This window comes from Pedococcus bigeumensis, from assembly GCF_039531795.1.
In the GTDB taxonomy this organism is placed as follows: domain Bacteria; phylum Actinomycetota; class Actinomycetes; order Actinomycetales; family Dermatophilaceae; genus Pedococcus; species Pedococcus bigeumensis.
Genome location: NZ_BAAAQS010000001.1, coordinates 1,846,220 through 1,864,939 on the forward strand (window position 1 = coordinate 1,846,220; position 18,720 = coordinate 1,864,939).

The following is an 18,720-nucleotide window of genomic DNA, read 5'->3' on the forward strand; positions in this document are numbered from 1 at the left end:
CCCTAGTGGTGTCGGCGGCTCCCACGGAGGCGAACTGCAGCCGCGGCCGGAAGGCAGGGTCAGGTCAGCGGGTCGTCCGGCCCCCAGCGCAGCAGACCGAGGGTGCGGTCCGAGTCGGTCAGGCCCTCGGCCGCCCTGGCCCGCAACGACCCGGGAGTGTCGATCCCCGCCCGCACCATGCGTCCGTTCCACTCGTCGAGCTCGCCGCCCGCGATGGCCAGCAACAGCTCGGCCACCACGGCCGGCTCGGTCCACTCGGTGCGGTCCCGGTGCGCGTCCATCGCCTCGGTCATGTCGGTGCGCACGACACCCGGCGCCAGGTCGAAGGCCCGGACGCCGCGGTCGGCGTTGAGCCCCGTGGCGGCGGTCAGCCTCGCCAGCGCACCCTTGCCCACGTTGTAGGCGGTGGCGATGTCGTAGTTCCGGTACGCCGCACCGGAGTTGATGTTGACGATGCGCCCGGCCCCGGCTGCCACCATGTGGGGCAGCACCGCGCGGGTCATGAGGTAGGGACCGCGGAGGTTGACCTCGATGGTCTCCCACCACTGCGCAGGGTCACTGTCCAGCAGCCCGACCTCGCGGTCGATCACGCCGGCGTTGTTGACCAGCAGGTCGACCCGGCCGTGCCGACCGATCACCTCGGCCACCCACCGGTCGACGGCCACCGGGTCGGTGACGGGCGCGACCGCCCGCGAACCCCGCTCGACGGCATACCCGGCGTCCTCCAGGGCGTCGGACAGGTGGTGACCGATGCCGCGCGAGGCGCCGGTCACGATGGCGACGGGGGCGCTCACCGCTGGCTCGCACCGGTGCGTGCGGCTGCCTCGTGGACGGCGCGGTCGCGCAGTGCGCTGACCTCGTCGGTGGTGAGGGTGCGGTCGCTCGCGCGGAAGGTGAGCCGGTAGGCCAGCGACTTGCGCCCCTCGCCGACCTGCTCGCCGTGGTAGACGTCGAACAGCACCACGGACTCCAGGCTCTCGCCGGCCCCCGCGCGCAGGGCCGCCTCGACGTCGGCCGCCGGCACCGGCTCGTCGACCACGAGGGCGACGTCGGTGTGGGCCGGCGGATAGGTCGACAGGGGGCGCGCGTCCATGGGGGTGCCGGTGGCGGCGACGAGCACGTCGACGTCGAGCTCGCCCGCCACGGTGCGCGGCGGCAGTTCCAGCGCGGTGGTCACCTTGGGGTGCAGCTCACCGGCGTGACCCACCACCGTCCCGTCGGCGAGCGCCAGCCGGGCGCAGCGACCCGGGTGCCAGGGCGCCCGGTCGGTCGCACTGACGACCAGGTCGAGTCCGACGGAGCGCCCCACCGCGAGGGCCCAGGCAACGGCGTCGGCCGCCTCGGCCTGCCGCCCCGGCCCCCACGGACCACCTCGCTCCAGCTCACCGGCGGCCGCGTATGCCGCGTGACGCGGCTGTGCGGGCACGGCACCGAGGATGGCCGCGAGGGTGTCGTGGTCCGGCCGCTGCTCGATGCCGGGTACGGGTGCGCTCGTCGGCTCGCTGCCGGCGAGGGTGACCAGGCCGATCTCGTAGACCGCGACGTCTCGCGACCCGCGCGCGACGTTGCGGCGCAGCGTGTCGAGCAGGGTGTCCAGCACCGACGTCCGCATCAGCGGCGCCTCGTCGGACAGCGGGTTGACCAGCCGGATGGCGGCACGACGTTCGTCGGCAGCAGGCAGCCCGAGCCGGTCGAAGAGGGTGGGCGCGACGAACGGGTAGCTCAGCACCTCGACCAGACCCTGGTGGGCCAGGGTCGTGGCGATGACGCGCCGGATCCGCTGGCCGTGGGTCAGCCCTCGCCCGGCCGCCTTCGGCTGCGGCAGGACCGACGGGATCTGGTCGTAGCCGCGCACCCGCGCGACCTCCTCGACCAGCTCGGGGCCGTCGGTGAGGTCGGGTCGCCAGGACGGCGGGAGCACCGCCACCTGGGTGCCCTCGGACGGCGCACCGGCTGGCCCGCTCTCGGCGCCGACCGGCTCCACGACCTCGCACCCGATCGCGCGCAGGGTCGCGAGGACCTCGGCCCGCGGGTACTCCAGCCCGATGTAGCGGGTCGGCAGGGTCGTGTCGAAGTCGAACGGCCCCGCGGCGACCCGCAGGTCGACGTCGGTGACGCCCTCGTCGGGTGTGCCGCCGCCGTGGACGACCAGCAGGTCGACCGCGAGCTGGGCCGCGGCGGCCGTCACCGCGTGGTCGACCCCGCGCTCGAACCGCTTGGACGCCTCGGTGGTGAGCCGGTGGCGGCGCGAGGACCGGGCGACCGTGATCGGGTCGAAGTGGGCCGCCTCGATGAGCACGTTGGTGGTCGTGCCGGTGACCTCCGAGGTGGCACCGCCCATGACACCGGCGATGGCGAGTGGGGTGTCGGCGCCGTCGACGATGAGGAGGTCCTCGGGGTCGAGGAGCCGCTCGACGTCGTCGAGGGTGGTGAGTTTCTCCCCCGCCCGCGCCCGGCGTGTGCCGACCGACCCGGACAACGTGTCGAGGTCGAACGCGTGCAGTGGCTGGCCGAGCAGCATCATCACGTAGTTGGTGACGTCGACGGCCAGCGAGATGGGGCGCATCCCGACCTGGGTCAACCGCTTCTGCATCCAGCGCGGGCTGGCGGCGCTGACGTCGACCCCACGGACCACCCTGGCCACGTAGCGGTCGCAGCCGACGCGGCCTGCGATGGGCGCGTCGTCGGTGAGGTGCACGGCATACCCGTGGTCGTTGGCCTGCGGCACGAGGAGGTCCGGGGCCGCGGCAGGGTCGTGGAAGGCCGCTCCCGTCGACAGGGCGTACTCGCGCGCGATGCCGCGCAGGGAGAAGCAGTACCCACGGTCGGGCGTGACGTTGACCTCGACGACCTCGTCGGCCAGGTCGAGCAGCGCGATGGCGTCGTCACCCGGCTTCAGGCCCGCTGCGGCCTCCGGGCCGAGCAGGTCGGTCAGCACGATGATGCCCGAGTGGTCGTCGCCCAGGCCGAGCTCGGCCTGGCTGCAGATCATGCCGTTGGACACGTGACCGTAGGTCTTGCGTGCCGAGATCTCGAAGCCGCCGGGAAGCACCCCGCCGGGCAGGACGCAGACGACGAGGTCGCCGACGCCGAAGTTGTGCGCCCCACAGACGATCTCCTGCGGCTTGCCCTCGGTGACCTGCTGGCCGTGCTGGCCGACGTCGACGGTGCACCAGTTGATGGTCTTGCCGTTCTTCTGCGGCTCGGGCTCGACGGACAGGACCCGTCCGACGACGATCGGCCCGGAGATGTCACCACCGTGCAGCCCTTCCTCCTCGAGGCCGACCCGCACGAGGGCGGCGGCGATGTCCTCACCGGTGGCGTCCGCGGGGACGTCGGCGAGCTCGCGCAGCCAGGACACGGGCGCGTGCATCAGATCTCCATTCCGAACTGCTGGGAGAAACGCACGTCTCCCTCGACGATGTCGTGCATGTCAGCAACGTTGTGGCGCAGCATGAGCGAGCGCTCGATGCCCAGGCCGAACGCGAAACCGGTGTAGCGGTCGGTGTCGACACCGACCGCGCGCAGCACTCGCTGGTTGACCATGCCGGAGCCACCCAGCTCGATCCAGCCGGTGCCACCGCAGGTGCGGCAGCGCTCGCCGTCGAGCGAGCCCGAGCCACCGCAGATCCAGCACCGGCAGTCGATCTCGGCGCTGGGCTCGGTGAAGGGGAAGTAGTTGGGCCGCAGCCGGGTCACGATGCCCTCGCCGAACAGCCGCTGGACGAATGCGTCGAGGGTGCCCTTGAGGTGGGCCATGGTGATGCCCTCGTCGACGACCAGGCCCTCGAACTGGTGGAACACCGGGGTGTGCGTGGCGTCGAGGTCGTCGGTGCGGAAGACCTTGCCCGGGCACAGGACGTAGATGGGCGGCTCGCGGTCGAGCATGGTGCGCACCTGCACCGGGGAGGTGTGGGTGCGCAGGACCAGGCCGGAGCCGGCCGGCTCGACGAAGAAGGTGTCCTGCTCCTGGCGGGCGGGGTGGTCGGCGGCGATGTTGAGGGCGTCGAAGGTCAGCCACTCCGACTCGACCTCGGGCCCCTCGGCGATCTCCCAGCCCATCGAGACGAAGATGTCCTCGACCCGCTCGGAGACCAGGCTGATCGGGTGCCGCGCACCCAGGGGCCGGCGCGGCACGCGGACCGTGAGGTCGACCGTCTCCTCGACCAGGATGCGCCGGTCACGGTCGGCCTCGAGCTCTGCCTGCCGGGCAGCCAGCGCCTGGGACACCTGTCCCCGCGCCTGGCCCACCCGCTTGCCGGCCTCGGCCTTCGCACTCGGCGGCAGGGCGCCGATCTCACGGTTGGCCAGCGCGAGCGGGCTGCGCTCCCCCTGGTGGGCCAGCCGGGCGGCCTTGAGCTCCTCGAGGGTGCCGGCTGCCGCAATCGCCTGCTGGGCCTGCGCCACGGCCTTCTCGACCTCGGCCGGGTCGAGCGCGGCGACCTCGACGGGGTCGTACTGCTTGTTGGGTCCTGACATCTCTTCCACTCTGCTCGTCAGCTCGTCGGCACGGCACACCGAAGGCGGGCGCCGTGAAGTCTATGGGCCGCACTCCTGCGTCCCGGGGTCCGGGTTCAGCCTTCGGGGGCGAGCGCTGGGTGGCGGAGGTATGCCGCTCGTGCGGCGAGGTGACGCGCGTGGCGGCGTCGCCGGGTGGCCCTCAGTGCAGCGGTGCGACCGCGCCCGAAGGCACGGTAAATCGCTGCAGGGGGTAGCTCACGCGACCACTGTGCCGGGCGCTGCGCGACCGGCGCAACCCGGTTCCACCCGGTGGGCGGCTTCGGTGGCGGCTCCGGTGGGCGGCTCCGGTGGCGGCTCAGGCGAGGTAGTCGGGCGGCTCGGACGGCAGGCTGATCCGGAACCGCGCGCCGCCCTTCTCGCCGTCCTCCACCTGGACCCGGCCACCGTGCGCCTCGACGAGTCCCTTGACGACGTAGAGCCCGAGTCCGGTGCTCCCCCGGCCGGAGCCGTGCCAGAACCGGCTGAAGACGAGGTGGCGGTGGTCCGAGGAGATGCCCTTGCCCTCGTCGGCGACCAGCAGGTCGACACCGACGGCATGGTGGCCCTTGGCCTCGAGGGCGGCCTGCCCGTCGAGGGAGGAGCGCTGGGCCCCGAGGGTGACCACTCCGTCGCCGTGCCGGAAGGCGTTCTCGATGAGGTTGGACAGGATCTGGTCGAGGCGGTCGGGATCGGCCCAGACCTCGGGCAGCTCGTCGGAGACCTCGATCGCGAAGCGGTCGCGGTCAAGGCCCTGCGCCACGGCTCGCTCGACGTGGCGGTTGAAGACGGCCGTCACGTCGATCGGGAGGGGACGGATCTGCAGTCGGCCGGAGTCGATGCGCGAGACGTCCAGCAGCTCGGTGATCAGCCGGGTGACCCGGTCGGCGTCGGCCTCGATGGTCTCGAGCATCAGCCGCTTCTGGTCGTCGGTGAACCGGTCCCAGCGGCGCAGCAGTGTGGACGAGAACCCCTTGACCGACGTGAGTGGAGAACGCAGCTCGTGGGCGACGGTCGAGATGACCGCGGCGTTCTCGGCCTCGGCCCGCCGGCGGTACAACGCGTCGCGCATGAGGATGTTGACCCGGTTGACCGGCTGGTTGCGTCCGGGCCGCAGGTACTTGGCGGTGACCAGCACCTCACGACCGTTGTGGCGGAGCATCAGCAGCTTCTCGCGGTGGCCGGTGCGGATCCGCAGCCCACCCCACGGGTTCGTGACCGTCCACCACGACGTGCCGTCGCTGTCCTGGAGGTCGACAGCCTCGCGGATGTCTGCGCCGACGAGCTCCTCCCGCGGACGCGCGAGGATGCGGGTCGCACGGGTGTTGACGAACAGGATCCGGCCGTCGCCGTCCGCCGCGACCAGGCCGTCCGGGATCAGCTCGGCGGCAACACCGGCGGACTCGTTGTCCATCAGCTTGCCCGGCACGAAGTCCATGCCGCCGACCTTAACGGTTGTGTGCTGCTGCAGACGCGTAGAGGCACACCGTGGCGGCCATCGCGAGGTTGAGCGACTCGGCCTTGCCGTAGATCGGGACGCGGACGACCTCATCGCACAGGTCACGCACCTCGGGCGCCAGGCCCCACGCCTCGTTGCCCATCACCCACGCGTGGGGTGGCGTCAGGTCGACGTCGGGAAGCAGGACCGCGCCGGCTCCGTCGGCCGCGAGCACCCTGGTGCCGGCGGCTCGGAGCCGGGCCACGGTCTCCTCGATCGCCAGGCCGGTCACCAGCGGCAGGTGGAACAGCGAGCCCGCAGTGGACCGCACCACCTTGGGCGAGTGCACGTCGACCGACGCGTCGCTCACGAGCACCGCGTCGGCACCGGCCGCATCGGCACCGCGGATGACCGTGCCCGCGTTGCCCGGGTCTCGCACGTTGGTGAGCAGCACCAGGAGCCGAGGGTCGGCGGCGAGCACCTCGTCGAGCGTGGCGGTGGTCGTGGTGCAGACCGCCCCCAGCCCTTGCGGTGTGGGCGTGTCGCACATCGCCGCGAGCACCTCGTCGCTGACCTCGTGCAGATAGAGGCCGGCCTCGGTCGCCGCCTCGACGATGTCGGCGTGCCGGGACCACGCCGTGGCGGTGACGTAGAGGTCGACCACCTGCTCGGGGTGGTGGACCACCGCCTCGCGCACGGACTGCGGGCCCTCGACGAGGAACCGCCCCGTCCGCAGACGCACGGAACGCCGGGACAGCGCCCGCACCGACTTCACGCGCTCCGCCCCTGGGTTGGTCATCACAGACCTGCTGGACAGGGGTGGCTGGCGGTGGGTCGGCGGGGGCATGTCCCGGCGCTCGGCGGTGCTTTGGTCGATCAGGCCGACGCGGCCGCGGTCTCCGTGGTCGCCGGCACGTTCGCGCGGGCGATCTCGACGAGGGCGCTGAAGGCGGTCTCGTCGCTGACGGCGAGCTCGGCCAGCATGCGACGGTCGACCTCGATCTCCGCGGCCTTGAGGCCCTGGATGAACCGGTTGTAGGTCATGCCGTTCGCGCGGGCCCCGGCGTTGATGCGCTGGATCCACAGGCGACGGAAGTCACCCTTGCGGGCGCGACGGTCACGGTAGGCGTACCCGAGGGAGTGGGTGACCTGTTCCTTGGCCTTGCGGTAGAGCCGCGAACGCTGGCCGCGGTAACCGCTGGCGCGCTCGAGGACGACCCGACGCTTCTTCTGGGCATTGACTGCCCGCTTCACGCGTGCCACGTGAGTTCTCCTTGCTGTGTTGGTCTAGCGTCCGGAACTGCTGTTGCTGAGCCCGGCTGTGCTGGTGGGGGTGGGCTCGGCTCAGCGGCCGAGAAGCTTCTTGACCTTCTTGGCGTCCGGCTTGGACACCTCGACGTCGTTCGCGATCGAGCGGGTGTACTTCGAGGACTTGTGCTCGAGGTAGTGGCGGCCGTTGGTCTGCTCGCGCATGACCTTGCCCTTGCCGGTGATCCGGAACCGCTTCTTGGCACCGGAGTGCGTCTTCATCTTCGGCATGGCTGCCGATCTCCTTGCTGTCGATGCGCTCGCCTCGTGAGGCGACCGACTGTTCGGTGGTTCGTGCGTCTGTTCGGGTCGTGCGGGTGGTGCTCAGGCCTGTTCGGCCGGTGCCTCCGCTGCCGCAGGGGCTGCTTCGGGGGTGGTCTGCGCGGGGCTCTGCTCCGTGGCCTGCGCCTCGACCTGCTCCGGCGCGGCGGACTGCTCAGCACCGGCGGCCGGCTCGGACGAGGTCCGGGCGCGGCGCTGCTCTGCCATCGCCTCGGACTTCTTCTTCGTCGGGGCCAGGACCATGATCATGTTGCGGCCGTCCTGCTTCGGGGCGGACTCCACGGTGCCCAGCTCCAGCACGTCCTCGGCGAGGCGCTGCAGGAGTCGGAACCCCAGCTCGGGACGCGACTGCTCGCGTCCGCGGAACATGATCGTCACCTTGACCTTGTCGCCGCCCTTGAGGAACCGCTCGACGTGGCCCTTCTTGGTGCCGTAGTCGTGCGGGTCGATCTTCGGGCGGAGCTTGATCTCCTTGATGACCGTGTTGACCTGGTTCTTGCGCGCTTCGCGAGCCTTCAGTGCCGCTTCGTACTTGAACTTGCCGAAGTCCATGAGCTTGGCGACCGGAGGCTTGGCCATCGGGGCGACCTCGACGAGGTCGAGGTCAGCTTCGGCGGCCAGACGCAGTGCGTCTTCGACGCGCACGATGCCGACCTGTTCTCCATTGGGGCCAACCAACCGCACCTCGGGTACCCGAATGCGGTCGTTGATGCGAGGTTCGCTGATGTTGGTGCTCCTCTGTCGGAAGTTCACTACCGGGACGGTTCTGCTGGTGAGGTCCCACGCCTGCTGACGTCACCAGTGGCCGCGGCAACGAAGAAAGGCTCCCCGTCGCCGTTGCGCGGGAAGCCTCACCTGTCCGTCACTGGCCCCCGAGGGAGGTATGCCGCGTGGCTCGCGCCCGCGGCCTACGCCTCGGTGACCCCGTGGACCCGGCAACCGTGAGGTTGACGCGGGTGGAAGCAGGTGCTGCTTCTCTTGCACACCGGGCCCGCTGCTGGGCGACCCTCTCAGGTCACCCGACGATGGACACGGCCGGTCGATCTGAAAGGCTACCAGCGTGAGCACCGAATCTCCCAATCCCGTCCCCGCCGCCGACCACGACGTCGTCGGCGGTGTCGTCGCAGGTCACGAGCACGCGCCTGAGCACAGCACTCAGCCGAGCACCGAGCGGACCACCGAGCAGGCGACCCGGGACATCGCGGAGGTGCCGGCGGTCGAGGTCATCACCACCGCCGCCATCCACCTGATGAGTGCCGCCGCCGTCAAGTGCGGGCTCGCCGAGGGCCCCGACGCGGCCGACCACCTCGACCTCGACGAGGCGCGACGGCTGATCTCGGCGCTCGCGGGTCTGGTGACGGCCAGCGCGCCCGATCTCGGCAGCCAGCACGCAGCACCCCTGCGCGACGGGCTGAAGTCGCTGCAGCTGGCGTTCCGCGAGGCCTCGGTGATCCAGGACCCACCCGGACAGGGCCCCGGCGAGAAGCTCACCGGCTCCGTCGTCTGAGCGTTCCCGCGCGGGTCGGGGTCGCGCGGTCGTCCCCCGGGAGGTGACCGCTCAGGCGTCGGCGGTGGCACGAAGCCGGGAGGCCGCCCGCCGCTCGCTGGCGCGCCCCGAGGTGGCTGCAGCGCCCACGAGGGCAACCAGCAGCCCGGCAGCCGCGACCCCGAGGAAGCCCGCCTGCCAGCCCTGGTGGTCGATGGCGAACCCGGCCAGCGGCGCACCCAGCGCCATGCCTCCGGTCATGAAGGACCCGTGCCAGCCCATCGCCTCGCCCCGGGCAGCGCCGGGCACGACGCGGCTGACCTGGTCGACGGTCGCCGTGATCGTCGGGGCGCAGAAGAGGCCGGCGACGAACGACAGGACCGCCAGCGACGCGACGCCGTGGGCGAGGGCCATCGGCGCACTCACCAGCGCCAGCCCACCGAGCAGCCAGAAGGCGGACACCGACTTGTGCAGCCCGCCGTAGACGAGGCCGCCCAGCAGGGAGCCGAAGCCCCACACGGCCAGGACCCACCCGATGGAGGGCTGGGCGTCGAAGTCGCGCAACGCGGCCACGATGGCGATGTCGGTGCCGCCGAGGACCAGGGTCGTGGCGGCTGCGGCGAGGCAGACGACCACGAAGCGGGCCCGGAACCACTCGGCCCGCAGGACGCGTGGCACCTCGGCGGCGACCCCCTCGTCGTCCACCGGCGCCTCGGCCTCGTCGTGCAGCACCGGGTTGGCGAACCACAGCAGCACCCCGGCCAGCACGCCCAGCATCTCGATGGCGAACAGGACCCACTGGGTGGGCCAGACGGTGGCGGCCCAGACCCCGGCCGCCGGACCCACCATGAAGGACAGCTCGACCGCGACCGAGTCGAGCGAGATCGCGGTGCGGCGGTCGTCCTCGTCGACGGCGGCGATGACGGCCTGCCGGATGATCGAGAACGACGGGATCACGAACAGCCCCGCGAGCGCCGCCAGTGCCAGCAGCCACCAGTAGGAGACGAACGGGGCGATCGACCAGCAGACCGCGGCCACGACGATCGACGGGACGACGACGCGACGCAGGCCGCGACGGTCGAGCAGCTTGCCGCGCCAGGGGCCACTGATCGCGATGGCGACCGTCGCCGCGGCCGACACGAGCCCCGCGGCGGCATACGGGCGACCGAGGTGGCTGACGACGTGGAGGGTCAGCACCACGCCACCGGCGAAGATCGGCATGCGCACCAGGAAGCCCAGCACCAGCGCCCGCCGCAGGGCGGCACTGGCGAGGACGCGACGGTAACGGGCGTTGGCGAGCAGCACCTCCCTACTGTCGCACCAGCCACCGACACCGGCCAAACGACTTTTGCTCCTGTCAGAGGACACCGGCTCCTGTCAGAGGACACCGGCTCCTGTCAGAGGACACCGGCTCCTGTCAGAGGACACCGGCTCCTGTCAGAGGACACCGGCTCCTGTCAGAGGACACCGGCTCCTGTCAGAGGACACCGGGCCCTCGCGGGGCGACGGTAGGTTCGTCGGCGTGACGATCTACCACCTGGCCGAGCCCAGGCACTGGGAGGCCGCTGTCGCCGCGGGCTCCTACACGCAGTCCACCCGTGGCCGCACGCTGGAGGAGGAGGGCTTCATCCACTGCTCGTCGGACGCGCAGTGGCCCGTGGTGCGCCGGAGCTTCTACGGCGACCTCGCCGGACCGCTGCTGCTGCTCGAGATCGACGAGGCCGGGCTCGCCGAGCCCCCCGTCATCGAGGTCGGCAACCCGCAGACCGGCGAGACCTACCCCCACCTGTATGCCGCCCTGCCGGTCGACGCGGTCGTGCGCGTCACCGAGCTGCCGGCGCCCCACGGCCGGTAGGTACCGCCGGACCTCCTAGGAGATGGCGAAGGCCAGCCCGTCGATGCGGGCCCGGATCTCGCCGTCGGTGGCCAGTCGCTCCCCCACCGCGGTGGCCACGGCCTGGACCGCGGCCGCATCCAGACCGGGCCGCAGGGTCAGGGAGATCCGCAGGACGCCCTCGCCGGGAGCACCCGGGCCGATCTCGTGGGACAGGACGGCGTCCTGCTCACGGACCGCCGCGGCCACCGAGCGCCGGACGGTGTCGTCCTCGTGGGCCGGCAGCCACGCACGCTGCTGGGCCAGCGCCCACACCATGCTGGGTCGCAGGGCGACCGTGGCGGGCCCCGCGACGTCGACCACCATCACGTCGCAGCGCTCGCTGACGGCCGCCTGGCCGGCACGCGCCGCGGTGACGGGCACCGGCCGCGCCTCGGGGTCCCAGGCTGCGATGGCGGCCATCGACGAGAAGACGGGCAGTGCGCGGGTGCCGTCGGGTGCCACCAGGGTCACGGCGGCCATGTCGGTCTGCTTCTCCACGGCCAACCCGTCCACCCCGCCTGTGCCGGACCGGTCGACGGCGACCGGCTCGGCGACGATGGGCACGAGCAGCCGGGCGGCGCCGAGCGCGGCCATCAGCGCGACCTCGTCCGCGGGGTCGGCGAGCGCGCTCGCCAGTGCCGGGTCGGCTGCACCCGTGTCGTCGTCGAAGCCACTACCGGTGAGCTGCCTGCCGCCGAACGGGGTGCCCGCCGAGTCGTGCGGACCGTGGTCGCTCACGGGCGGCCCGCCACGTCGAGCGCGTCGGGGAGGGTGAACGCCCCGCGGTAGAGCGCCGACCCGACGATCGCCCCCTCGACCCCCTGCGGCACCAGCCCCCGGATCGCCGCGATGTCCTCGAGCGTCGAGACGCCACCCGAGGCCACCACCGGTCGGTCGGTCCGCGCGCAGACGTCGCGGAGCAGGTCGAGGTTCGGGCCCTTGAGCATGCCGTCCTTGTTGACGTCGGTGACGACGTAGCGGGCGCAGCCCTCCCGGTCGAGCCGGTCGAGGGTCTCCCACAGGTCGCCGCCGTCCTGGGTCCAGCCGCGCGCGGCGAGCGTGGTGCCTCGCACGTCGAGCCCGACCGCGACCCGGTCGCCGTGCTCGGCGATCGCGCGGGCCGTCCACTCCGGGTCCTCGAGGGCTGCCGTGCCGAGGTTGACCCGGCGGCACCCGGTGGCCAGTGCGGCGGCGAGGGACTCGGCGTCGCGGATCCCGCCGCTCATCTCCACGCGGATGTCCAGCCGGCCCACGATGTCGGCCAGCAGGTCGCGGTTGGAGCCCCGCCCGAACGCAGCGTCCAGGTCGACGAGGTGCAGCCACTCCGCGCCCTGCTCCTGCCACGCGAGCGCGGCCTCCCACGGGTCGCCGAACTCGCCGCCGCTCCCTGCCACGCCTTGGACGAGCTGGACGGCGCGACCGCCCTGGACGTCGACGGCGGGCAGGAGCTCGAGCCGGGGGGCGCTCATGGGGTGTCCTCGGTGGTCGGTGGGTTGTTCGGCAGCGATGGGGATGGTGATGTCGATGGGGATGTGGCGGGCGGGGTGGGCTCGACCTGCGGTGCCTGGTCGGGCCCCGGCACCTCGGCCGCGGCGTGCCGGCGGCCCTGGAGGTAGAGGTAGCCACCCACCAGCACGAGGGCCAGCAGCACCAGCCCGATCCGCACCGGCCACGAGGCGTCGAGCAGCAGGGTCACGATGAGGGTCCCGAGCGCGGCTCCGACCGTCGTCGCGACCTTCGGCCGGGTCCGACGACGGGTGGTGGAGGTCGTGCGCCGGCGTCGCGTCGAGCTGGCGGACCTGCGCGCCGTCGTCTTCCTGCGCGTCGTGGCCTTGCGGGCGGTGGCCTTCCTGGCGGTCCGTGCTGCGTTGGTGGACTTCCGCGTGGCACTCACAGCGACCGCACCCAGTTCTCCAGCAGGGACAGCCCGGCGTCCCCGGACTTCTCGGGGTGGAACTGGGTCGCGCTGAGGGGTCCGTTCTCGACGGCGGCCACGAACCGGCCACCGTGCTCGGCCCAGGTCACCTTCGGCGCCACGGCGGCGAACGCGCCGGTGGGCTCCTCCAGCGTCCAGGCCTGAACGGCATACGAGTGGACGAAGTAGAAGCGCTCGGACTCGACGCCCGCAAAGAGGACGGAGCCGGCGGCGACGTCGACGTCGGACCAGCCCATGTGGGGCACCACCTCCGCGTGGAGGCGCGACACCGACCCCGGCCACTCCCCCAGTCCTTCCTGGGGGGAGCCGCTCGGCTCGTCGGAACCGTCGAACAGCACCTGCATCCCCACGCAGACGCCCAGCACGGGGCGACCACCCGAGAGCCGCAGGTCGATCACGGCGGGGCCGTTCGCCGCGCGCAGGCCGGCCATGCAGGCGTGGAAGTTGCCGACGCCGGGCACGAACAACCCGTCTGCGCCGAGCGCCGTGGCCCGGTCACCCGTCAGCTCGACCTCTGCGCCGACGTGCTCGAGGGCGCGCACCGCCGAGTGGACGTTGCCGCTGCCGTAGTCGAAGACGACCACCCGGCTCATGAGTTCTCCTCCAGCTCTGAACGATGACGTGCCTGTTCGGCCATCCGGGCGTCGAACCGGGCCACCGACTGTGCGGTCGGCGCCACGACCTGGCCACGCAACCCGACCTTCGGGCCGACCAGGTCGGACCCCGGGAGACCCAGCACCGACAGCAGGTCGGTGAGGATCACGTCGGCCCGCCCGTCGCGGCTCCCCACCACGTCGGCGACGGCGCGTGGGTCGCCACTGCGCCCCGCGGCCGCGAGGAGGTCGGCGGGGCGGGCCAGCTCGAGACCGGGCGCCCGGACGGGCCCGGCGCCGGGCTCCCAGACCAGCCACCGGACGGCGCTGCGCCAGCCGGGACCCTGCACCGTCACGACGGCGCGGCCGTCGATGGTGAAGAACCCGAGCGCACTGCGCAGGCGACGGGGCACGGGTCGCGCCGCGAGCACCGTGACCGCGCCGTCGTAGGGCGGCTCGGCCCGGGACGACGACTCGGTGGGCACGACGGCGGTCCACGGCCTGAGCGGGATGACCTGGCAGGCCACCAACCCCCGGCGCACCCACGTCGACACCGGGCCGGTCTCGCCGCTGACCAGGAGCAGTCCGCGCGCCTCCTGCGCGGGCTGCCACGGGACGCTCACGTGGAGAGGCTGCCCTTCGCGCTGGGTATGCCGCTGACCCGGGGGTCGCGGGCGACCGCAGCGCGCAGGGCGCGTGCCACCGCCTTGAACTGGGCCTCGACGATGTGGTGGGGGTCGCGCCCGGAGAGCACCCGCACGTGCAGGGCGATCCCGGCCCGGCCGGCGAAGGACTCCCAGACGTGGCGGGTGAGGGAACCGACGTAGGTGCCGCCGATCACGACGTACGCCTGGCCCTCGGGCTCACCGGTGTGGACGACGTAGGGGCGCCCGGCCACGTCGACGACGGCGTGCACGAGGGCCTCGTCGAGCGGGACGGTGGCGTCGCCGAAGCGGGAGATGCCCCGCTTGTCGCCCAGCGCCTCACGCAGGGCGTCGCCGAGCACGATGGCCACGTCCTCGACGGTGTGGTGGGCGTCGACGTGCACGTCACCGGTGGCCCTGACCCGCAGGTCGATGAGCGAGTGCTTGGCGAGCGAGGCGAGCATGTGGTCGTAGAACGGGACGCCGGTGGAGATGTCGGACCGACCGGTGCCGTCGAGGTTGAGCTCGAGCTCGACGCTGGACTCCGAGGTCGAGCGGCTCACCGCGACGGTGCGGTCACCGGTCCCGGGGTCGGGGTCGGGGGTCACTGCCTGCTGCGTGCCGTTCTCCTGCGTCCCGTTCTCCTGCGTCACGGCGCGCTCCTGTCCTGCTCAGGTCGGGCGACCTGCGCCATGGCGGCGAGGAACGCACCGGTCTCGGCCGGGGTCCCGGCCGTGACACGAAGATAGTGGGGTATCCCCACGTCGCGGACCAGTACTCCCCGGTCGAGCAGCGCCCGCCACGTCTGCGCGGCGTCGGCGAGCCCACCGAAGAGGACGAAGTTGGCGTCACTGGCGACCGGGGCGAGGCCGAGCTCGGCGAGCTCCACGACGATCCGGTCGCGCTGCTCCTTGATGACCTCGACGGTCGCCAGCATCTCGGGCGCGTGCCGCAGGGCCGCCAGTGCGATCGCCTGGGTGGGCGCTGACAGGTGGTAGGGCAGCCGCACGAGCCGGAGGGCGTCGACCAGTGCCGGGTCGGCGGCGAGGTAGCCGAGCCGGCCGCCGGCGAACGCGAAGGCCTTGCTCATCGTCCGCGTCACGACGAGCCTCGGGCGACCCTCCAGGAGGGTGAGGGCGCTGGGCGTCCCCGGGCGGGCGAACTCCTCGTAGGCCTCGTCGACGACGACGACGGCACGCTCCGCCGCGGCATACACGGCCTCGACGACGTCGAGCCCCAGGGCGGTGCCGGTGGGGTTGTTCGGCGAGCACAGGAACACGATGTGCGGGTCGTGGGCGCGCACCTGGGCAACCGCCGACTCGACGGTCAGGTCGAAGGGCGTGCCGCCCGCTCCGCGCAGACCGTCGACCCACGTGCTGCCGACCGAGCCGCTGATGATCGGGTGCATGGAGTAGGCGGGGGTGAACCCGAGCGCCGTGCGTCCCGGACCACCGAACGCGAGCACCACGTGCTGGAGCACCTCGTTGGAGCCGTTGCCGGCCCACACCTGTGCCGGGTCGACGTGGGTGCCCGACGAGGACAGGTAGGCCGCGAGGGCAGTCCGCAGCTCGGTGAACTCCCGGTCGGGGTAGCGGTTCAGGTCGGGCGCGACGGCAGCCACCGCAGCGGTGATCTCGGCCACGACGGACGGCGGGACCGGGTAGGAGCTCTCGTTGGTGTTGAGCCGGACCGGCACATCGAGCTGCGGTGCGCCGTAAGGCTTCTCACCACGCAGGTCGTCGCGGAGCAGCGCGGTGATGCCACCGTCGTCGGAGGTCTGGGTCATGGTGGCGTCAGCCCTGCCCGAACCGGACCTGGACCGCCTCGCCGTGGGCCGGGAGGTCCTCGGCCTGCGCGAGGGTGACCACGTGGTGGGCCACCTCCTCCAGCGCCGCCTCGGAGTAGGTGACGACGTGCACGCCCCGCAGGAACGACTGCACGGACAGCCCGCTGCTGTGGCAGGCGCAGCCGCCGGTGGGGAGGACGTGGTTGGACCCGGCGACGTAGTCGCCCAGGCTCACCGGCGAGTGCGGGCCGACGAAGATCGCCCCGGCGTTGCGCACCCGCTCGCTGACCGCCGAGGCGTCGGCGACCTGCAGCTCGAGGTGTTCGGCGGCGTAGGCGTTGACGACCGCTAGTCCCGTGTCGAGGTCGTCGACCAGCACGATGCCCGACTGCGGGCCGGTGAGCGCCTCGCGGACCCGCTCGGAGTGCTTCGTGGCGGCGACGCGGTCCTCGAGGTCGGCGCGCACGGCGTCGGCCAGCCGCACCGAGTCGGTCACGAGCACCGAAGCGGCCTGGGGGTCGTGCTCGGCCTGCGACACCAGGTCGGCCGACACGTGGGCGGGCACCGCGGTGTCGTCGGCGAGGATCGCGATCTCGGTCGGGCCGGCCTCGGAGTCGATGCCGATGACGCCCTTGAGGTAGCGCTTGGCCGCGGCGACGTAGATATTCCCCGGTCCGGTGACCAGGCTGACCGGCTCGCACACGACCGGCGCAGCACTGGTGTCGGACGCGTCCTCGAAGCCGAAGGCGAAGGCGGCCACGGCCTGGGCGCCGCCGACGGCATACACCTCGTCGACGCCGAGCAGCGCGCAGGCGGCGAGGACCGTCGGGTGCGGGTAGCCGGTGAAGACCCCCGAGTTGTCGCGCTGGGGCGGGCTGGCCACGGCCAGCGAGCCGACGCCCGCGATCTGGGCGGGGACGACGTTCATGACGACGCTGGAGGGGTAGACCGCGCGACCACCGGGGACGTAGAGACCCACCCGGTCGACCGGCACCCAGCGTTCGCTGACCACGCCACCCGGCACGACGGTGGTGGTCGTGGTGGAGCGTCGCTGGTCCTCGTGCACCAGGCGCACCCGCCGGATCGCCTCGTCGAGCGCGGCCCGCACCTGTGGGTCGAGGTCGGCGAGGGCGGCGCGAAGCACCTCGGAGGGCACCCGCAGGCTGGGCGGCCGGACGCCGTCGAACCGCTCCCCCAGCTCGTAGAGCGCGGTCGCCCCCCGATGACGGACGTCCTCGCAGATCGGCCGGACCGTCTCGACGGCCGCGGCGACGTCGAACTCGGCACGCGGCAGGAGGTGACGCAGCTCGCGGACGCCCAGCTGCCGTCCGCGCAGGTCGATCGTGGAGAGCATGCGCCAAGTCTAGGTGGGGCGCCTGGCGCGTCCCGGGGCGGTCTCAGCCCCCGGTCTCACGCTCACCGTGGAGTCCGGAGTCGGGCACGGTCTGCGCCGCGGGCTGTGACGCAGCCGCCTCGACCACGTCAGGGCCGGGCACGAAGGCGACCTGGACGGGTGCACCCTGCTCGATGGCCGAGGGCGCCCCGGGTGCGGCCGGCGCGACCGGCGTCGCGGGCGCGACGCGCGCGACTGACTCCTCGCTGGTGGTGAAGGTCGCCTCGAGGCTGCCGGCCAGCTCGTCCTTGGGCCACCGCGCGGCGAGCAGCACGAGAATGCCCAGGGTGACGACCGCACAGATGCCGACCGAGGCTGCCGGGGTGGTGCGTTCGGAGATCCAGCCGGCGAACAGGAAGCAGGCCCCGGTGACGCCGACGGAGAGTGCGCCGGCCAGCCCGAACACTCGGCCGCGCATGGCCGTCGGGACGAGCAGGGTGAAGGCCGCCTGCAGCGGCAGCATGTAGCACTGGAGCGCCCCGCAGACGAACCAGGCGGCCCACACCAGCTGCAGTGGCGGCTCGAAGATCGTCGCGAGGAGTGGGAGCGGGGTCAGCAGGGCCAGGCGCAGGACCAGGGAGGACTGTTGCTCGGCCGGCAGCCGACCGATGAGCAGCAGGCCGACGACGGCACCGAGGATCGGCGCGGCCATCAGCAGGCCACCCCAGGTCGACGAGGTGCTGTGCTGGGCGGCGTAGGGCAGCGCCACCGCCTCCGGGGCGGCGATGGCCAGCGCGCTCGCGAGCGACAGGCCCAACATGGACAGCAGGACCCGGCTGGCGCGGATCTGGTGCCACCCCTGGCGCAGGTCGGCGAGCATGTTGAGCAGTGGTGCGTCGTCTGGGGTGACGACGGACTTGGGCGGCTTCACCAAGGTGAGGATCGCCGCCCCGACGACGAACGTGAGCAGGTCGACCAGCAGCGCCTTGGTGTCGCCCATCAGGCTCACGACAGCGCCGCCCATGGCCAGCCCGATGGCTTGGTTCACTTGCGCCGCAAGGGTGCTCAGCCCGAAGGCGCGGGTGTAGAGACGTCGGTCGGGGAAGATGTCCGTGAGCAGCATCTGGCTCGCCGTGATGGCGGGGCCACCGACGAACTCGATCACCCCCACCAGTGCCAAGACCAGCACGAGGGACTGGGTCGTGGCCACCACGACGATGAGCGCGCCGACCAGGAGCGCCCGGATGAGGTGACTGCCGATCAGGCAGATCCGCGGCGGGATCCGGTCGCAGATCGGCGAGAGCAGGGCCCGGCCCAGGACGCTCGGCACCAGCGAGACGGCGAAGGTCGCCGCCGTCGCGAGCGCCGACCCGGTCCAGCTGAACACGACTGCCGCGACCGTGATGCGGGCGATGTAGTCGCCCCAGGTGGACAGCGTCGCGACGGCGAAGACAGGCAGGAAGACCGGTGTGCGGAGCACCTCGGCGAACGAGGGCACCGCGACGGAGTCGTCCCTGCCGGTGGCCATGCGCCCGACCGTA

The 18,720-nt window shown here is 72.5% G+C and carries 20 protein-coding genes; 2 read left to right on the forward strand and 18 right to left on the reverse strand.

Annotation, left to right across the window (positions count from 1 at the left end):
- Nucleotides 1-59 precede the first annotated feature (59 nt).
- The 8 genes from ABD262_RS08775 to infC form a co-directional block, all read right to left on the reverse strand.
- On the reverse strand, nucleotides 60-794 hold the full coding sequence (locus tag ABD262_RS08775; protein WP_344134148.1) for an SDR family NAD(P)-dependent oxidoreductase: 735 nt from the start codon (nucleotides 792-794) through the stop codon (nucleotides 60-62).
- Nucleotides 791-3,373, reverse strand: a complete 2,583-nt coding sequence (pheT, locus tag ABD262_RS08780; RefSeq protein WP_344134151.1) for a phenylalanine--tRNA ligase subunit beta — start codon at nucleotides 3,371-3,373, stop codon at nucleotides 791-793. Before pheT ends, ABD262_RS08775 begins: the two co-directional genes overlap by 4 nt.
- Entirely contained in the window at nucleotides 3,373-4,479 is a 1,107-nt protein-coding gene (gene pheS / locus ABD262_RS08785) for a phenylalanine--tRNA ligase subunit alpha (protein ID WP_344134154.1), read from the reverse strand. The genes pheT and pheS overlap by 1 nt, the downstream gene beginning before the upstream one ends.
- 337 nt (nucleotides 4,480-4,816) lie before the next feature.
- Complete coding sequence (locus tag ABD262_RS08790; RefSeq protein ID WP_344134157.1) at nucleotides 4,817-5,935, reverse strand: sensor histidine kinase; 1,119 nt, start codon at nucleotides 5,933-5,935, stop codon at nucleotides 4,817-4,819.
- Nucleotides 5,936-5,945: 10 nt separating this feature from the next.
- On the reverse strand, nucleotides 5,946-6,737 hold the full coding sequence (locus ABD262_RS08795; RefSeq protein WP_344134160.1) for a TrmH family RNA methyltransferase: 792 nt from the start codon (nucleotides 6,735-6,737) through the stop codon (nucleotides 5,946-5,948).
- 74 nt (nucleotides 6,738-6,811) lie between these two features.
- Complete coding sequence (rplT, locus tag ABD262_RS08800) at nucleotides 6,812-7,198, reverse strand: 50S ribosomal protein L20 (RefSeq protein ID WP_344134163.1); 387 nt, start codon at nucleotides 7,196-7,198, stop codon at nucleotides 6,812-6,814.
- 81 nt (nucleotides 7,199-7,279) lie between these two features.
- The gene (gene rpmI / locus ABD262_RS08805; protein ID WP_091783194.1) at nucleotides 7,280-7,474 is read right to left on the reverse strand and encodes a 50S ribosomal protein L35; all 195 of its coding nucleotides are present in this window, start codon (nucleotides 7,472-7,474) and stop codon (nucleotides 7,280-7,282) included.
- Between the two features lie 93 nt (nucleotides 7,475-7,567).
- Entirely contained in the window at nucleotides 7,568-8,278 is a 711-nt protein-coding gene (gene infC / locus ABD262_RS08810) for a translation initiation factor IF-3 (protein ID WP_344134170.1), read from the reverse strand.
- Nucleotides 8,279-8,723: 445 nt separating this feature from the next.
- On the opposite strand from infC, the gene ABD262_RS08815 reads away from it, so the two are divergent.
- Complete coding sequence (locus tag ABD262_RS08815) at nucleotides 8,724-9,032, forward strand: DUF1844 domain-containing protein (RefSeq protein ID WP_344134621.1); 309 nt, start codon at nucleotides 8,724-8,726, stop codon at nucleotides 9,030-9,032.
- 51 nt (nucleotides 9,033-9,083) lie between these two features.
- On the opposite strand, the gene ABD262_RS08820 is transcribed toward ABD262_RS08815, so the two are convergent.
- Nucleotides 9,084-10,316, reverse strand: coding sequence for an MFS transporter (locus ABD262_RS08820; RefSeq protein WP_344134173.1), 1,233 nt, complete (start codon nucleotides 10,314-10,316; stop codon nucleotides 9,084-9,086).
- A gap of 217 nt (nucleotides 10,317-10,533) precedes the next feature.
- Here ABD262_RS08820 and ABD262_RS08825 point away from each other — a divergent pair, with 217 nt between their 5' ends.
- Nucleotides 10,534-10,866 carry a DUF952 domain-containing protein gene (locus tag ABD262_RS08825; RefSeq protein ID WP_344134176.1) on the forward strand — a complete coding sequence of 111 codons (333 nt, stop codon included), beginning with the start codon at nucleotides 10,534-10,536 and terminating at the stop codon, nucleotides 10,864-10,866.
- Nucleotides 10,867-10,881: 15 nt separating this feature from the next.
- Here the strand turns inward: ABD262_RS08825 and ABD262_RS08830 are convergent, their stop codons facing one another.
- Genes ABD262_RS08830 through ABD262_RS08870 form a run of 9 tightly spaced genes read right to left on the reverse strand, consistent with a single transcriptional unit; the run spans nucleotide 10,882 to nucleotide 18,707 of the window.
- The gene (locus ABD262_RS08830; protein ID WP_344134179.1) at nucleotides 10,882-11,625 is read right to left on the reverse strand and encodes an SseB family protein; all 744 of its coding nucleotides are present in this window, start codon (nucleotides 11,623-11,625) and stop codon (nucleotides 10,882-10,884) included.
- Nucleotides 11,622-12,356 carry a bifunctional 1-(5-phosphoribosyl)-5-((5-phosphoribosylamino)methylideneamino)imidazole-4-carboxamide isomerase/phosphoribosylanthranilate isomerase PriA gene (gene priA, locus ABD262_RS08835; RefSeq protein WP_344134182.1) on the reverse strand — a complete coding sequence of 245 codons (735 nt, stop codon included), beginning with the start codon at nucleotides 12,354-12,356 and terminating at the stop codon, nucleotides 11,622-11,624. The genes ABD262_RS08830 and priA overlap by 4 nt, the downstream gene beginning before the upstream one ends.
- A complete protein-coding gene (locus tag ABD262_RS08840; protein ID WP_344134185.1) occupies nucleotides 12,353-12,781 on the reverse strand; it encodes a hypothetical protein in 429 nt (142 codons plus the stop codon). Before ABD262_RS08840 ends, priA begins: the two co-directional genes overlap by 4 nt.
- Nucleotides 12,778-13,416 carry an imidazole glycerol phosphate synthase subunit HisH gene (gene hisH, locus ABD262_RS08845; RefSeq protein WP_344134188.1) on the reverse strand — a complete coding sequence of 213 codons (639 nt, stop codon included), beginning with the start codon at nucleotides 13,414-13,416 and terminating at the stop codon, nucleotides 12,778-12,780. The genes ABD262_RS08840 and hisH overlap by 4 nt, the downstream gene beginning before the upstream one ends.
- Nucleotides 13,413-14,039 (reverse strand): hypothetical protein, encoded by a 627-nt coding sequence (locus ABD262_RS08850; protein WP_344134191.1) that lies wholly within the window; start codon nucleotides 14,037-14,039, stop codon nucleotides 13,413-13,415. The genes hisH and ABD262_RS08850 overlap by 4 nt, the downstream gene beginning before the upstream one ends.
- Complete coding sequence (hisB, locus tag ABD262_RS08855) at nucleotides 14,036-14,668, reverse strand: imidazoleglycerol-phosphate dehydratase HisB (RefSeq protein WP_344134624.1); 633 nt, start codon at nucleotides 14,666-14,668, stop codon at nucleotides 14,036-14,038. Before hisB ends, ABD262_RS08850 begins: the two co-directional genes overlap by 4 nt.
- Nucleotides 14,669-14,709: 41 nt before the next feature.
- Nucleotides 14,710-15,846, reverse strand: a complete 1,137-nt coding sequence (locus ABD262_RS08860; RefSeq protein ID WP_344134194.1) for a histidinol-phosphate transaminase — start codon at nucleotides 15,844-15,846, stop codon at nucleotides 14,710-14,712.
- 7 nt (nucleotides 15,847-15,853) lie between these two features.
- Entirely contained in the window at nucleotides 15,854-17,200 is a 1,347-nt protein-coding gene (gene hisD, locus ABD262_RS08865; RefSeq protein ID WP_344134197.1) for a histidinol dehydrogenase, read from the reverse strand.
- A 43-nt stretch (nucleotides 17,201-17,243) separates the two neighbouring features.
- Nucleotides 17,244-18,707 carry an MFS transporter gene (locus tag ABD262_RS08870; RefSeq protein ID WP_344134200.1) on the reverse strand — a complete coding sequence of 488 codons (1,464 nt, stop codon included), beginning with the start codon at nucleotides 18,705-18,707 and terminating at the stop codon, nucleotides 17,244-17,246.
- Between the last annotated feature and the right edge of the window lie 13 nt (nucleotides 18,708-18,720).

Coding starts and splice junctions, on each gene's coding strand:
- hisD (WP_344134197.1), bottom strand. CDS start 17,200: ATGCTCTCCACGATCGACCTGCGCGGACGGCAGCTGGGCGTCCGCGAG.
- hisH (WP_344134188.1), bottom strand. CDS start 13,416: ATGAGCCGGGTGGTCGTCTTCGACTACGGCAGCGGCAACGTCCACTCG.
- ABD262_RS08790 (WP_344134157.1), bottom strand. CDS start 5,935: ATGGACTTCGTGCCGGGCAAGCTGATGGACAACGAGTCCGCCGGTGTT.
- rpmI (WP_091783194.1), bottom strand. CDS start 7,474: ATGCCGAAGATGAAGACGCACTCCGGTGCCAAGAAGCGGTTCCGGATC.
- ABD262_RS08870 (WP_344134200.1), bottom strand. CDS start 18,707: ATGGCCACCGGCAGGGACGACTCCGTCGCGGTGCCCTCGTTCGCCGAG.
- ABD262_RS08860 (WP_344134194.1), bottom strand. CDS start 15,846: ATGACCCAGACCTCCGACGACGGTGGCATCACCGCGCTGCTCCGCGAC.
- priA (WP_344134182.1), bottom strand. CDS start 12,356: ATGAGCGCCCCCCGGCTCGAGCTCCTGCCCGCCGTCGACGTCCAGGGC.
- pheS (WP_344134154.1), bottom strand. CDS start 4,479: ATGTCAGGACCCAACAAGCAGTACGACCCCGTCGAGGTCGCCGCGCTC.
- pheT (WP_344134151.1), bottom strand. CDS start 3,373: ATGCACGCGCCCGTGTCCTGGCTGCGCGAGCTCGCCGACGTCCCCGCG.